Here is a 14,136-nt window from a genome sequence, read left to right as displayed (position 1 = left end):
AAGGACGGGGCACGGCGGCGTAGAGCGCGGGCCGCCGCGGCGGTCACCGTGGAATCACACACCGACGTGACCACCACCGAAAGGCCCCACGATGAACGCATCGAAGCAACGAACCGAGGAGTTCGACATCGTCATCATCGGTGCCGGCATCTCCGGCATCGGCGCCGCGCGCTACATCGTCGAGGCGTTTCCCGGCAAACGCGTCGTCGTGCTCGAAGGGCGCGACAATATCGGCGGCACCTGGGATCTGTTCAAGTACCCCGGCATCCGATCCGATTCCGACCTGCACACCTTCGGCTACGAGTTCAAGCCGTGGAAGGACCGCGCCGCCATTGCGGAAGCCCCCAAGATCCGGAACTACCTGCAGGAGACGGTCGAAGAGAACAACCTGGGCGGGCTCATCCGGCTCGGGCACGGCGTGCAGCGCGCGGAGTGGTCGAGCGCCGACGCGCGCTGGACGATCGACGTGCACACCGCCGACGGCGACAAGACCATCACCGCCAACTGGATCTTCGCGGGCACCGGGTACTACCGCTACGACGAGGGCTACACCCCGCATTTCGAGGGTCGCGAGGACTTCGGCGGCGACATCATCCACCCGCAGCACTGGCCCGAGGGATATGACTACTCGGGCAAGAAGGTCGTCGTGATCGGCAGCGGCGCGACCGCGGTGACGCTGATCCCGTCGATGCTCACCGGTGAGGGCGCCGCCGCTCATGTGACCATGCTCCAGCGCACCCCCACGTACGTGATGCCGTGGCCGAAGGTCGATTCCCTCGCGCTCCTGTTCACCCGGCTCTTCGGCGAACGACGCGGCTACGCGATCACCCGGTTCAACAACATCTGGATCGATCGGGGCGTGGTCAAGTCGCTACGCACGTTCCCCCGTCTGGGTCGCGCGCTGATCCGGCGCATCAACAAGAAGTTGCTGCCCGAGGGCTATGACGTGGACACCCACTTCAACCCGCCCTACGACCCGTGGGATCAGCGCCTGTGTCTGTCGCCCGACGGCGACTTCTTCGCCGCACTACGTGCCGGCGGCGCCTCGATCGTCACCGACCGGATCTCGCGTTTCACCGAGTCGGGGATCCAGCTCGAATCGGGCGAGCACCTCGACGCCGACGTGATCATCACCGCGACCGGCCTCAACGTGCGCCTGCTCGGCGGCATCGACCTGGCGGTCGACGGCGTGCCGGTGAACCTCGCCGACTCTGTCGTCTACCGCGGCACCCTGCTCTCGGGGATCCCCAACCTGGCGATCGCCATCGGCTACACGACCTCGTCGTGGACGCTGAAGGTCGGCATCCTGTGCCGCTACTTCTGCAACCTGGTGAAGCACATGGACGCCTTCGGCTACGACCGAGTCGTCGTCGAGGCCGATCCCGGCATGGAGACGCGCCCGGTCATGGACCTCAGCGCGGGCTACGCGCAACGGGCCCGCGAGAGCACCCCGAAGCAGGGCACCGGCCTGTGGCAGATGTCGATGTCGTACCCGCAGGACGCCAAGCTGCTCCGTGGCCCCCTGCTCGACGACGCGCTGCGGTTCAGCTCCACCACCGACGACAGTGCACGCTCGACCGCAGGGGAGGCGATCCGTGCGTGACGACGCCCAGGACCGCTTCGTCACCCTCCCGGGCGGCACGCGTGTCTGCTACCGAATCGACGGCGATCCCGGCGACCCGCCGGCCCTGCTCCTCGCCGGCCTCGGCGAGGACTTGACGATGTGGTCCGAGCGGTTCGTCTCCGCGCTCGTCGCGACCGGCTTTCAGGTGATCCGGATGGACAACCGGGACTGCGGCCGCTCGACCTACGCGATCACCCCGCCACCAAGCACGCTACGGCAACTGCTCGCCCGGCCCCGTCCGGACGCGTACACGCTGGCCGACATGGCGGCCGATGCCGCGCAGCTCATCGAGCACCTCGGTCGGGGACCGGCGCACCTCATCGGGCGCTCGATGGGCGGGATGATCGCGCAGACCGTCGCGGCGCGCTACCCCCATCGTCGCGCCGTCCGGAGGCACCGCCACCGCTGCCGCGATTCCGCATGCACGGCACGTGGTGATTCCCGGAATGGGGCACCACCTGCCCGACGCGCTCGCGCTCCTCGTCGCCGACCACGTCGTGGGACACCTCGAAAGGGCATCAGTGTGTCCGAGCTGAGCACCACGGACCACGTTGTCATCGGCACCGGGAGGCCCGGGGAGATCGACGCGCTGTAGCGCAGGCCGACGATCTCGGGTGTAACCGAGCCTCCCCGGCGCGGCGGCGCGGACCTGGTGCGGGCGTCGGCGTCCGAAACCGTCCACCTTCCTGATCGTTCGTTTCCGTTTCACAGAATTCGCAGGTGGCTGTCTTTCGTTCCCTGAAATGCATACCGGTCGGTCGTAGATGTCGGGTGATTCAGGTCGCGGAGAGGCGCCACAGAATGGAGTGGTTGGCATGAGTCAGCAGAGCGAAGACCGGGCGCAGGAGGTCCCGGTCGGCCTGGACCGGACACTCGGCGTCCCGCAGATCGTCTTCATGGTGGTGGCGATGGCCGCGCCCCTGACGGTGTTCGCCGGACTCATCCCGTTGATGCTCGGCTCGGGGAACGGCATCGGGACACCGGTCGACTTCGTGCTCGTCGGAATCGTGCTCGTGCTGTTCACCGTCGGGTACTCGGCGATGACTCCTGAAGTACGCAACGCGGGCGCTTTCTACTCCTACGTCCAGCGCGGCCTCGGCACCGGTGCCGGGCTGGGCGCCGCAGCGCTCGCCCTGGTGACCTACGCGCTGCTCATCGTCGCCGTCTCGGCCTACCTCGGGGCTGCCGCGCGCAATGTGCTCGTGACCTTCTCCGGTGTGTCGGTGCCGTGGTGGTGCCTCGCGGCCGCCGGGCTCGCGGCCATCGGGTACCTGGGCTACCGCAACGTCGAGGTCAGCGCGCGGGTGCTCGGCGCGTTGCTCATCGCGGAGGTCGCGATCGTCGCCCTCGTCGACCTCGCCGTCGTGCTGCGCGGCGGCGACAACGGCCTCTCGGCGCAGCCGCTGACCTGGGACGCGTTCACCACCGGTGCCACAGGCACCGGGATCATGTTTGCCGTCTTCGGCTTCGTCGGGTTCGAGACCACCGCCGTTTTCCGGTCCGAGGCCCAGGACCCCGACCGGACGATCCCGAAGGCCACCTACATCGCGGTCGTCCTGATCGCGCTGATCTATGCCTTCTCGTCCTGGGCCATGATCAACGGTCTCGGCGTCGCGCGTGCCGTCGACCTCGCTGCCGACGACCCCGAAGGACTCGCACCCGGGCTCGCCACCCGCTACCTGTCGCAGGCCGCCCACGATGTCATGCAGGTTCTGCTCGTCACCAGCTTCTTCGCATGCGTTCTCACCGCCCACAACGTGGTGGCCCGCTACCTGTTCGCCCTCGGCCGCCAGGGCGCTCTGCCGGTCTCGCTCGGATCGGCGCACCCCACGCACCGGTCGCCGCACGTGGCCTCGCTGCTGACCTCCGGGGTGATCGGCACGCTGCTCGCGGCCACGGCGATCGCCGGGCTCGACCCCGTCGTCGAGATCTACGCCTGGTTCGGCGGCGCCGGAACCCTCGGGCTGATCGTGCTGCTGGCCCTGACCTCCGCGGCGATCGTCGTCCACTTCCGCAAGGTCGGCACGGCTACGGCGTGGACGGGCACCGTCGCCCCCGTCCTGTCGCTCGCCGCGCTCGGGGCGATCCTCGTGCTCGTCATCGGCAACTTCGAGCTCCTGATCGGGTCGCGCACCGGGGCTTACGTCTTCCTCGCGGTCATCGCCGGGGCGTTCGCCTGCGGCCTCGCATGGTCGCCGCTCCTGCGCCGGCGTCGGCCGCAGACCTACGCCGCCCTCGAATGACGGCCGCACCCGCAGCCCCGAGAGCACCGCACCCGCCACCGAAGAAAGGTATGACAATGACCGAAACCCCGACGATCGCGCCTGGCCCGGCGGCGCAGCGCGCGCCGGCCCCGATCGAGATCGACGACGACGCCACTCCCATCGTCCGGCTGCTCGGCCGGACCCTGCGCGACGCGGTCCGGCTCGGCCATCTGCCCGAGGTGTTCGATCGCGGCATCGGGACGGTCGCCGTCCGCTCGCACAACACCCCGCAGGCCGCCACCGTCACGCTGTGCGACGGCGCCGTCACCGTGACCGGCGGCGTCTTCGCGCCGGCCGACGCGACGCTGGTCGTCGACCTCGAAGCCCGTTTCGCGCTCACCCAGGACCCCGACGGTGACGCGGACCTGGCTGACGGTGTACTGCGCGCTCTACAGCACCCACTGCCCTCGTGGCAGGCGGCCGCCGAGCGCTTCTGGGAGGTGACCCGCGGCATCCGCGGCATCCCCGACGTCCTCATCGCGGTCGCGCAGGGGCCGGACGGCCCCCAGGAGGCCCGGTTCGGCTCGGGCCCGACGACCTACCGCATGGTCGGCACGCCCGACGCGCTCGCCGGGGTGTTCACGGGCGCCGACTATCTCCTCACCTCCCTGGACTCCGGGCTGCGGGTCCAAGGGACGCTCTCGCAGGTGTCGGTCATGACGGCCGCCTCGTGGAAGGTTCGTTTCGATGTCTGAGCTCACCCCGTCGGAATCCATCAGCTCCGCGTGGAAAGTACCGACAAAGGCGATCCGCCTGGAGGCCACCGGTCACGACGGGAGCTTCCTGGGAAAGACCATCACGCCGGCGAAGTTCGCGTCCGGCAAGGAGTCGGGCTTCGCCTTCGCCGACATCCTGTTCGCGATCGACCTGGGCGACGAGTTCGTGTTCGGTGACGCCTTTCCGGACTGGCGCGGCAACCTCTACGACATCTCGATGATTCCCGACATGGACACGCTGGTGGAGTGGAAGCCCGGCCTCGGCGCCGTCATCGGTGACTACTGGCTCCGGGACGGGCGGCCGGTACCGATCTGTCCGCGGAATATGGTGCGCAGGCTGGTCGAGCGACTGCGGGCGCTCGGCTACACCGCCACGGTCGCGGTGGAAATCGAAACGACACTGTTCGAGGAGTCCGTCCAGCAGGCGCGGGCCCGCGGTTACCGCGATCTCACCCCGCTCGGTGGGGATACCGGTGCCACGTATCACCTGGCGAGGTCGAAGGACTGGGTCGACTACATGGAGGCCGTCACCGACCGGCTCGACGAGCTCGGCATCACCTGGGAAGCGTGGACCGACGAGGCGGCCGCAGGCCAGACCGAGCTGAATCTCGCACCCACCGATCCGGTGGCGCTCGGCGACTTCTGGGTGCGCACCAAGCAAGTGATGCGGGAAGTCGCGTTCGAGCAGGACCGGACGGTGACGTTCATGGCCAAGCCGACCGCAGGCTTCGGGCAGGGCGCGCATATCAACCTCTCGCTGCACCGGGACGGTGAGAACCAGTTCTTCGCACCCGACGGACCGTCCGAGGTGATGCTGCAGGCCGTCGGTGGGCTGCTGACGACGATGGCGGGAAACACCCTGCTGTCGCTGCCACAGATCACCTCGTACCGGCGCCTCGTCGACATCAGCGGCCCACCGACGACCATCTCCTGGGGCGTCAACAACAAGACCGCGGCGGTGCGGGCCATCGTCGGGCACCCCAAGTACTCGCGGCTCGAGTACCGGCTGCCGGGCTCGGACGTCAACCCGTACTACGCCCTGGCCGGTGTGCTGGCCGGGGTTGTGGCAGGCATCGAACGGAGGATGCAGGCCCCGCCGCAGGTCGACGACATGGCGTGGTGCCTGCCCGACGACACCGGGGTCGAGCGGGTCCCGGACTCGATCACCAAGGCCATCGCGGCGCTGGACGGCGACGAGGTGCTCCGTGAGTACCTGGGTGACGAGTTCGTCGACTTCTGGGTGGCCTCGCGCCGGTGGGAATGGATGGAATTCCACACCAAGGGCGGCGACCCGTACGCCGAACTCTCCGCGTGGGAGTCCCGTCGCTACTTCGAGTTCCCATGACGGGCAAGCCATTGGTCGGGATCACCGGCCGCCGCGTCCAGCTGAGTCTGATCGCCGGAACGGACGACCGCTACGCCACGGCGTGCGTCGACGCGTTCGTGGCCGCCTTCGCCACCCGCGTCGCGACAGCGGGCGGCGTGCCCGTGCACCTGCCCTACGACGCCGATCCGCTCGATGCCTGTGAGTGGTTGTCCGGCGTGGTGATCACCGGCGGGCAGGACGTGCACCCGGCCCGGTGGGGCGGCGACACCTCCGTTGTCCGCGACGTCGACCCACGGCTCGATCCCCACGCGCACGACCCCGAACGCGACCAATACGAGTTCACCCTGGCCCGCGCCGCCATCGACCGCGGCTTGCCCGTGCTCGGGGTGTGCCGGGGAATGCAGCTGCTCAACGTCGCACTGGGCGGAACGCTCATCGCGGACCTGCCGCCCGGCCCGGTGCCGCACTTGTCGCCGCTGGCCGCGCCCACCGACGGCGACGCCGAGCACCGCGTGAGCTTCGAACCCGGCTCCACGGCCGCGCGGATCTTCGGCGCCAGCGTCGTCACCAACTCGTGGCACCACCAGGCCGTCGACCGGTGCGGCACGGGCCTTGTCGTCACGGGCCGCACGCCCGACGGGGTCGCGGAGGCCGTGGAGGTGCCCGGCGCGCCGATCCTCGGTGTGCAGTGGCACCCCGAGTGGATGGAACGCGACGACCCGGCTATGGCCTGGATCGTCGATGAATCGAGAAAACGGCAGGAGATCGAGTATGTCCACTGACACGACAACCGCGACAACAACCAGGGACGAAACACCGCGGCACCCCGCCGTCACCCACGACCAGATGGGGGCGACGCCCAGGGTGCGCACGGTCACCGGCCTGCTGTCAGACGGCGCCGCTCGCACCCCCGGCGCCGAGCTGCTGCGCTTCGGCGACGCTTCGTGGACCTACGCGCAGGCCGACGTATCGTCGTCGCGGCTGGCACACCGCCTGATCGAGGCCGACGGCGTGGCCCCGGGCGACCGCGTCGCGATCATGCTGCCCAACGTCGCGCAGTGGCCGCTCACCTGGTTCGCGGTCCTCAAGGCCGGCGCTGTCGTCGTGCCCGTCAACTCGGCCTACCGCGCGGCCGATCTCGAGTTCGTGCTTCGCGACTCCGGCGCGCGGGTCATCGTCACCGACGCCGAGCACCTCCCGCTGGTACGTGACGTGGTCTCCCGAGACGCCGCGCTCGCGGGCATCCGCATCCTCGACGTGGCCGACGCGGCCGAGGCGAGTTTCCCGGCCACCGCCCCCGATGTCGCGATCACCCCGGACACGCTGGCCAACCTGCAATACACCTCGGGCACCACCGGATTCCCGAAGGCGTGCATGCTGACCCACGACTACTGGACCCGCATCGCGTGGGGCTGCGCCGGGGCGGCCGGCCTCGGCGGCGACGACGTGCTGCTCACGGCGCAGCCCTTCTCGTACATGGATCCGCAGTGGAACACGGTGCTCGCCCTGACCGCGGGCGCGCCGCTGGTGGTGCTGCCGCGGTTCTCCGCGTCGGGGTTCATGGCCGACGTGCGGCGCCACCGGGTGACCTTCTGCTATGTCCTCGGATCGATGCCCACGCTGCTGTTCAAGCAGCCGCCCGCCGCCGACGATCGGGACAACCATCTGCGCGCGGTGTTCTGCTCCGCGATCCCCGCGGCGCTGCACGCCCAGCTCGAGGACCGCTGGGGTGCGCCTTGGCGAGAGCTCTTCGGCATGACCGAGAGCGGGATCGACCTGATCAGCCCGCTCGACGATGCCGGGGCCGTCGGCAGCGGCAGCATCGGACGGCCCATGCCGACCAAGCGCGTCAGGCTAGTGGACACCGACGGCGCCGAGGTCCCCGCGGGTACCCCGGGCGAGCTGACCGTGTCCGGCGCGCCGATGATGCTCGGCTACTGGAACCGGCCCGAGGAGACCGCGCGGACACTGCGGAACGGATGGTTGCACACCGGCGACCTCGCCGTCGCCGACGAGCGGGGCGAGATCCGCCTGGTCGGCCGCATCAAGGACATGGTGCGGCGCGGCGGCGAGAACGTGGCAAGCGCCGAGGTGGAGGCAGCGCTCGAAACCGATGACCGCGTCGTCGCGGCCGCGGTCGTGGCCGAGCCCGACGAGGTGCTCGGCGAGGAGGTCAAGGCATTCGTCCAGCTCGTGGCGGGCGGCACCTGGGACCGGGCGACGGCCGAAGCGATCATCGGCCGGGTCGCGGAGCGGCTCGCGCGGTTCAAAGTGCCGCGTTATGTCGAATTCGTCGCAGCCTTCCCCCGAACTCCGTCGGAGCGGGTGTCGAAGCCCGCGCTCAAAGCCAGGGCGGCCGAAGCCCCCGGCACCACCTTCGACCTCCGCGACCGGCCCCCGGCAGGCTCCGCTGCGGCGCCGTCGGACCTGGCGGCCGAACACGTGCTCGTCGAGGTGATCCGCGATACCGCCGTGATCACGCTGCGGCGCCCGGCGAAGCTCAACGCTCTGACCGTCGAGATGCGCCTGCGCCTCGCCGCGCTCATCCGCGAATACGGCACCGGCGAGCGCGCACGGGGAATCGTGATCACGGGCACGGGCCGCGCGTTCAGCGCGGGCGAGGACCTCGGCGCGCCGCCGACCACGTTCGCCGAGATGCGCGAGACCTTCGAGACCTTCCACGACGTCACCCGCGCGGTGATCGAGACCAAGGTGCCCGTGGTCGCGGCGATCAACGGGATCGCGGTGGGCGGCGCCTCGGAGATCACGCTGTGCTGCGACGCGCGCCTCGGCACCCCGCGGACCGAGTACTTCCAGCCGGAGAACGCCCGCGGCCTCACGATCTCCAACGCGTCGAGCGTGCTCCTCACCCGGATCGTGCGCAATCACGCGATGCGGATGGTACTGGGCTCCGAGCGCATCGGCGCAGAGGAAGCGCTGCGGATAGGTCTGCTCGATCAGATCGTCGAGCCGGGCGACCTGCTGGACCGCGCGATCGACCTCGTCCACGCCTGGACGCCGGAGGGCGGCAACACCGCCCTGCACCTGGCGCTGCTGCGGCCCTCGTCCGAGGAGATCGAACGCGCCTTCGTCCTGGAGGACGCCGCGGCCGACGTGTCGTGGAACAGCGGCGCGTTCACCGCGGGTATCGAGGGTTTCTGGAGCGCCAAGAAGCCCGCCACCTCGACCGGAGAGAACCGATGATCACCACCCGCGCGGCTGTGCTCACGAAGGTGGGCGGACCCCTGCACCTGACCGACATCCACGTCGACGATCCCGAGCCGCACGAGGTGCGGATCGCCGTCACCCACGTCGGGCTGTGCCACAGCGACCTGCACTACATCACCGGCACCGTCGCGACCGAGCTGCCGGTGGTAGTCGGGCACGAGGTGGCGGGCATCGTCGAATCCGTCGGCTCGGCCGTCACGGACCTACGTCCGGGCGATCACGTCACCGGCGCGCTGACCCCGGCGTGCGGCGAGTGCGCGAACTGCAACGCGGCCCGTTCGACCCAGTGCCAGCGGCTCGACGAGATCCGGCGCCGCCCGCGGCCGGCGTACTCCCTGCCCGACGGGACACCGGTCGCCCGGCTCGGTGACCTGGGCGCGTTCTCCGAGCACATGCTGCTGCGCGCGAACGCGGCCGTGAAGCTGCCCGACGGCGTGTCCACCCGGGTCGGCTGCCTGCTGTCGTGCTGCGTCGTCACCGGTGTCGGCGCGGTGTTCCGCGGGGCGCGGGTGCGGCCGGGCTCCACGGTGGCCGTGATCGGTTGCGGTGGCGTCGGCTCGGCCATCATCCAGGGGGCGCGGCTCGCGGGCGCGTCCGCGATCGTCGCGATCGACCTCGACGAGCAGCGGCTTCGTGCCGCCCGCGGCTACGGCGCGACCCACACCCTGAACGGTGCCACCGACGACCTCGCCGCCGCGGTGGTCGCCCTGCTGGGCGACGGCGTCGACTACTCCTTCGAGGCCGTCGGATCCGCCCGCACCGCGGCAGCGGCCCTCGACGTGGTGCGTCCCACCGGCACGGCCTGCCTCGTCGGCATCGCTGCCGCGGGCACTGAGCTGACCCTGCCCGCGTCCGACTTCTTCTTCAGCGAGAAGCGCCTGATCGGCTCGTACATGGGCTCGGGGCAAGCGCGCGAGGACATCGCCCAGTTCGCCCGGCTGTACCAGCACGGCCGGTTGCTGCTCGACGAAATGGTCACCGAGGTCATCGACTTCGGCCGGATCAACGAGGGCTTCGAGGCGATGAAGTCCGGCGAGGTGACCCGCATCGTCGTCGCCATGCCGATCCGTTCCGACAACCCCACCGCGGAGGAGGCCCGATGAACACCACGACGCCGACAACGTCACTCGCGCAGCCGGTGAGCTACATCGCCGGTGAGTGGGTGTCCTGCCAGACGCTCGACGGATGGAACGTCGACCCGAACACGGGCGAGCCGGTCCACCGCATGGTGACCACATCGCCCGCCGACCTGGAGCGCGCGCTGCAGCACGCCCAGCGCGCCTACGAAGCGCTCAACTGGGCCGATGACGAGTTCCGGCTCGAGCGGGCCGAGGTGCTCGAACGGGCCGCGGCCAACGTCGAGGAGCGGCTGGAGGAAATCGCCCGCACCGACGCGATCACCAGCGGCACGACGATCACCGCCACCCGCAAACTCGCCACGTTCCTCCCGGCCCGAATCCGCGGGGCCGCCGCCGAGGCGCGCGGGATCGCTCGTGTCACCGCGCTCGCCGCGGGCGGGCGAGACGTCCGGCTGTACCGGGTGCCCTGGGGGCCCGCGGCGATCCTGACGCCGTGGAACGGCCCGAGCTTCATCCCGGCGGCGAAGATTGCCAGCGCGGTGGCGTCGGGGTGCCCGGTGCTGCTCAAGCCGTCCGAGCACGCTCCCGCCAGCGCGCAGGTGATCGTCGAGTGCTTCGTCGACGCCGGACTGCCCGAGGGCGCGTTGCAGCTCGTCCACGGCACGGGCGGCATCGGCGCCGCGCTCACGGGTGACCGCCGAGTCAAGGTAGTGTCCTTCACCGGCGGCCCGGGCGCCGGTCGGGCCATCGCTCGCGCCGCGGCCGAGGACTTCAAGGTTCTGCAGCTCGAACTCGGCGGCAACAACCCCGTGCTCGTGCTCGATGACGCCGACCTCGACGTGACCGCCGACGGGATCCTCGCAGGCCTGACGACCCTCAACGGCCAGTGGTGCGAGGGGCCGGGCAAGGTCCTGGCACCGCACCGGCTGGTGCGACCGCTGCGCGAGGCTCTCGGTGAGCGCATCGCGCGGCTACGGATCGGGCACTCGCTCGACGTGGAATCCGACATCGGCCCGATCTCCAACGAGCCGCACTTCCGGAACCTGATCGAGCGGATCGAGGGCTTGCGCGGGCTCGGCGCCGAGATCGATCAGCCCGGGGAGCTGCCGGGCCTGGCGGGCTTCTTCCTGTCACCGACGGTAGCCACCGGGTCCGACCCGGACCGTACGACGGCCGAGCTGTTCGGGCCGGTCGTCTCCGTGCACGGCGTGGATTCCGACGAGGACGCGCTGCGCGCCGCCAACGCGCACCCATCGGGCCTGGACGCCTATGTGTTCGGCGTTGACACCGACCGCGCGATAACGATCGGTGCTCGGGTCACGTCCGGCGAGGTGCGGGTCAACGGCGCGAAGCTCGCCGATCTCGGCGACGACTCCGCCCAGAGTTTCTGGGGCCCGTCCGGCATCGGCGGGCACGGTCCGGCGGAATCGGTGCGGGTGTTCTGCGGAGATCGGGTCGTCGGAGTCGACTCGCCTGATCTGCCGATGTAGTCGGGGGAACGGGGGATGCGTCCGGCGGACAACGTGCTGTCGAGGCATCCCCCATCGAAGAGGGGGAGAAGAGCATCCGCCATCGAAGAGACGGAGAAGAGATGGACAAGACCACCTCGCATGACGTCACAGTGCTCGGCTGTGGCCTGATGGGGTCGGCGCTCGCACGGGCACTCGCCGGCGGTGGCAAGACCGTCGCCGTCTGGAACCGCACGCACCACCGGGCAGCCGCACTGACCGACAACGCGATTGCGCCCATGCGGGAAATTGGCGACGCCATCGCTGCCGCGCCGCTTGTCCTGGCGTGCTTCGCCACCTACGACGCCGCCCTCGCGGCCCTCGAGCCCGTGCCGGATTTGACCGGCACCACGCTCGTCAATGTGGGCACCGGCGCTCCCTCGGAAGTCGAATCCTTCGGGCTCTGGGCCGGCGAACGCGGTGCCGAGTACTTGGACGGGTCGATCCTCGGGTATCCCGCAGAGATCGGCACCGAGGGGGCGGCGATCCTCTATTCCGGATCCGAAACTGCCTGGGCCGAGCACGGCGAGAGCCTGACCTTGCTGACCCCGGTGTCCGTCTGGGTGTCCCGAGACGTCAAGATCGCAAGCGTTCTGAACGTAGGACTTGTCGGTATGTTCCTGGTCCCGGCGGTCAGCGCCTATGTGGAGGCATCGACCTACATGCTCGGGCAGGGAGTTGATCAGCCCCTCCTCGACGCCTTGACGCCTGCCGCCTTCGCGTCCGTCCAGAGTGAGACGGCGAGGGTCGTAACTGCCATTGCCAGCGGCGATTTCACCACAGATCAAGCAACCATCGCCACCTACGCCCAGGGCCTGGACGGGGCCATCGACGTCATGAAGGAAACCGGGCTGAACCCCCGGGTGTTCGCCGCCACGATCGAGAATCTGACCGCGGCTGTCGATGCCGGACTAGGTGACCTCGGCTTCGCAGCCCAGACGAGAATCATCGCCACCGGGTGAGCGGTCTCGCCCGATCGAGCGAACTCGGGCAGCGGCGCTCACAAAGCCGCAGCGGGCACCGCCCGTCAGTCGCGCAACTGCACGAGCATGAGCGCGGCGACCACGCTGGCGGCGTTGTCGGCGAGCGGCACGGGCAGCAGCTGGTCGGCGCGGGCAAGCCGTCGCTCGATCGTGTTGCGGTGGGTGAACATTCGCTCCGCGGCGGCGGAGCCGTTGAACCGTTCCCGGACGTAGGTCAGCACCGTCTGCCGCAGCACTGGGTCGGCGGTCGCGAGGTCTCCCAGGGTGTCGGTGACGAACTGATCGGCTTGCGCCATGTCGGCCGTGAGCACCGACACCAACGCCACGTCCTCGTACCGGACGACGGGGCGCGCCGAGCCTATCCGCGTCAGTAATCGCTGAGCGGCGGCGGCGTCCAGGTGGCTACGGCGAAATCCGTCGAGATCCCGGCCGCAACGTCCGAACGCGACATGGATCCCCGGGTAGGCCGCCAGGGTGTCCTCCGCCGTCTCGGCAGGCGGGACCGTGTCCGCCGGCACCCACACCCACAGCGCGGTCGCGCTCGCGTTCAGGGTGAACCGGCGCGGGGCCGCGCATATCCTCATCACGGCCTCGGCGACCGCGTCGAGACCCGCGGCCTCGTCGGTGGAGCCGCTCCAGATGATCGCGGCCACGTGGCTGCCCGTCAGCGCATACCCGAGACGCGATTCGGCCAGCGCCCGGCCGATCGGGGCACCTTCGAGCAAGAGCTGGACGGTGGAGTGCCGCTCGGCGTTGGCGCCCCGCGCGAGGTCCGCGCGTTCCTGTTCGACGTACTCGTCGAGCGCCGCGATCGAATCGTCGATGAAGGTCACCATCGACCGCTCGGACACCTTCACCAGGTCGCGGAGCTCCTCGACATCGGCGGTCGCCGCGAAGCAGGCGTCGACCCACAGGTCCCACACAACGTGCTGGGCACCCCGCCACGAACCGAGGTCGTGCATGTCCAGGCCGCGTCGCACCAGGTCGCGCGCGAACTGCAGGACCTCCGGGTCGACGCACGGCGCGACTCGCGCCCCGGGATTCTGCAGGGTGGCCGACAGCCAGTGCCTGAAGTGAGCCTTGCTCATATGACGGTCGGCCGCCGCGAGCTGCGGGTCCTCCACCAGCGCGCGGTACTCGGCGCCCTCGTGGGCAGCGGCCAGCACCGCGTCGACTGCGGCGCTCGTCGAGGCCAGCAGGCGCTCGGCGATGTCGCGCATCAGCTCGGCGACGCGTCGGCTCGGTCGCGGCCATAGTGAGTCCACTGTCGCACTGTAGCGCCACATGACGCACCACTTATCCAGCTCGGTCAGGACGGTCGAGAAGGCAAGCGTCAGGCTGCATACATTTCTCCATCGACATCAGCGATACCGAACCCCGCTGTCACAGCGAGGATTCCGGTGCGTT

General features: G+C 69.9%; 11 protein-coding genes. 10 read left to right on the top strand and 1 reads right to left on the bottom strand.

The features are described 5' to 3' along the window. Nucleotides 1-91: 91 nt before the first annotated feature. The 10 genes from CBI38_RS24940 to CBI38_RS24895 all read left to right on the top strand — a co-directional run bounded on the left by CBI38_RS24940 (nucleotide 92) and on the right by CBI38_RS24895 (nucleotide 12,708). A complete protein-coding gene (locus CBI38_RS24940) occupies nucleotides 92-1,603 on the top strand; it encodes a flavin-containing monooxygenase (protein WP_109333101.1) in 1,512 nt (503 codons plus the stop codon). Further along, nucleotides 1,596-2,219: an alpha/beta fold hydrolase gene (locus tag CBI38_RS24935; protein WP_230989951.1), complete on the top strand. Its 624-nt coding sequence runs from the start codon at nucleotides 1,596-1,598 to the stop codon at nucleotides 2,217-2,219. The genes CBI38_RS24940 and CBI38_RS24935 overlap by 8 nt, the downstream gene beginning before the upstream one ends. A 220-nt stretch (nucleotides 2,220-2,439) precedes the next feature. After that, the gene (locus CBI38_RS24930) at nucleotides 2,440-3,867 is read left to right on the top strand and encodes an APC family permease (RefSeq protein ID WP_109333099.1); all 1,428 of its coding nucleotides are present in this window, start codon (nucleotides 2,440-2,442) and stop codon (nucleotides 3,865-3,867) included. 56 nt (nucleotides 3,868-3,923) lie between these two features. Continuing rightward, nucleotides 3,924-4,583, top strand: a complete 660-nt coding sequence (locus CBI38_RS24925) for a hypothetical protein (protein ID WP_109333097.1) — start codon at nucleotides 3,924-3,926, stop codon at nucleotides 4,581-4,583. Then, entirely contained in the window at nucleotides 4,576-5,949 is a 1,374-nt protein-coding gene (locus CBI38_RS24920; protein ID WP_109333095.1) for a glutamine synthetase family protein, read from the top strand. Before CBI38_RS24925 ends, CBI38_RS24920 begins: the two co-directional genes overlap by 8 nt. Continuing rightward, nucleotides 5,946-6,713 (top strand): gamma-glutamyl-gamma-aminobutyrate hydrolase family protein, encoded by a 768-nt coding sequence (locus tag CBI38_RS24915; RefSeq protein WP_109333093.1) that lies wholly within the window; start codon nucleotides 5,946-5,948, stop codon nucleotides 6,711-6,713. Before CBI38_RS24920 ends, CBI38_RS24915 begins: the two co-directional genes overlap by 4 nt. Then, on the top strand, nucleotides 6,703-9,135 hold the full coding sequence (locus CBI38_RS24910; protein WP_230989950.1) for an AMP-binding protein: 2,433 nt from the start codon (nucleotides 6,703-6,705) through the stop codon (nucleotides 9,133-9,135). Before CBI38_RS24915 ends, CBI38_RS24910 begins: the two co-directional genes overlap by 11 nt. After that, the gene (locus tag CBI38_RS24905; protein ID WP_109333089.1) at nucleotides 9,132-10,262 is read left to right on the top strand and encodes a Zn-dependent alcohol dehydrogenase; all 1,131 of its coding nucleotides are present in this window, start codon (nucleotides 9,132-9,134) and stop codon (nucleotides 10,260-10,262) included. Before CBI38_RS24910 ends, CBI38_RS24905 begins: the two co-directional genes overlap by 4 nt. Further along, complete coding sequence (locus tag CBI38_RS24900) at nucleotides 10,259-11,728, top strand: aldehyde dehydrogenase family protein (protein ID WP_109333087.1); 1,470 nt, start codon at nucleotides 10,259-10,261, stop codon at nucleotides 11,726-11,728. Before CBI38_RS24905 ends, CBI38_RS24900 begins: the two co-directional genes overlap by 4 nt. Nucleotides 11,729-11,829: 101 nt before the next feature. Then, nucleotides 11,830-12,708, top strand: a complete 879-nt coding sequence (locus CBI38_RS24895; RefSeq protein ID WP_109333086.1) for an NAD(P)-binding domain-containing protein — start codon at nucleotides 11,830-11,832, stop codon at nucleotides 12,706-12,708. 65 nt (nucleotides 12,709-12,773) lie between these two features. Here CBI38_RS24895 and CBI38_RS24890 read toward each other — a convergent pair whose 3' ends face one another. Further along, nucleotides 12,774-14,015 carry a helix-turn-helix domain-containing protein gene (locus CBI38_RS24890; protein WP_230989949.1) on the bottom strand — a complete coding sequence of 414 codons (1,242 nt, stop codon included), beginning with the start codon at nucleotides 14,013-14,015 and terminating at the stop codon, nucleotides 12,774-12,776. Nucleotides 14,016-14,136: the final 121 nt, after the last annotated feature.

The organism is Rhodococcus oxybenzonivorans (assembly GCF_003130705.1).
GTDB lineage: Bacteria > Actinomycetota > Actinomycetes > Mycobacteriales > Mycobacteriaceae > Rhodococcus_F > Rhodococcus_F oxybenzonivorans.
The sequence above is the reverse complement of the archived record's forward strand: the minus strand, read 5'-3'. Positions and strand labels throughout refer to the sequence as shown.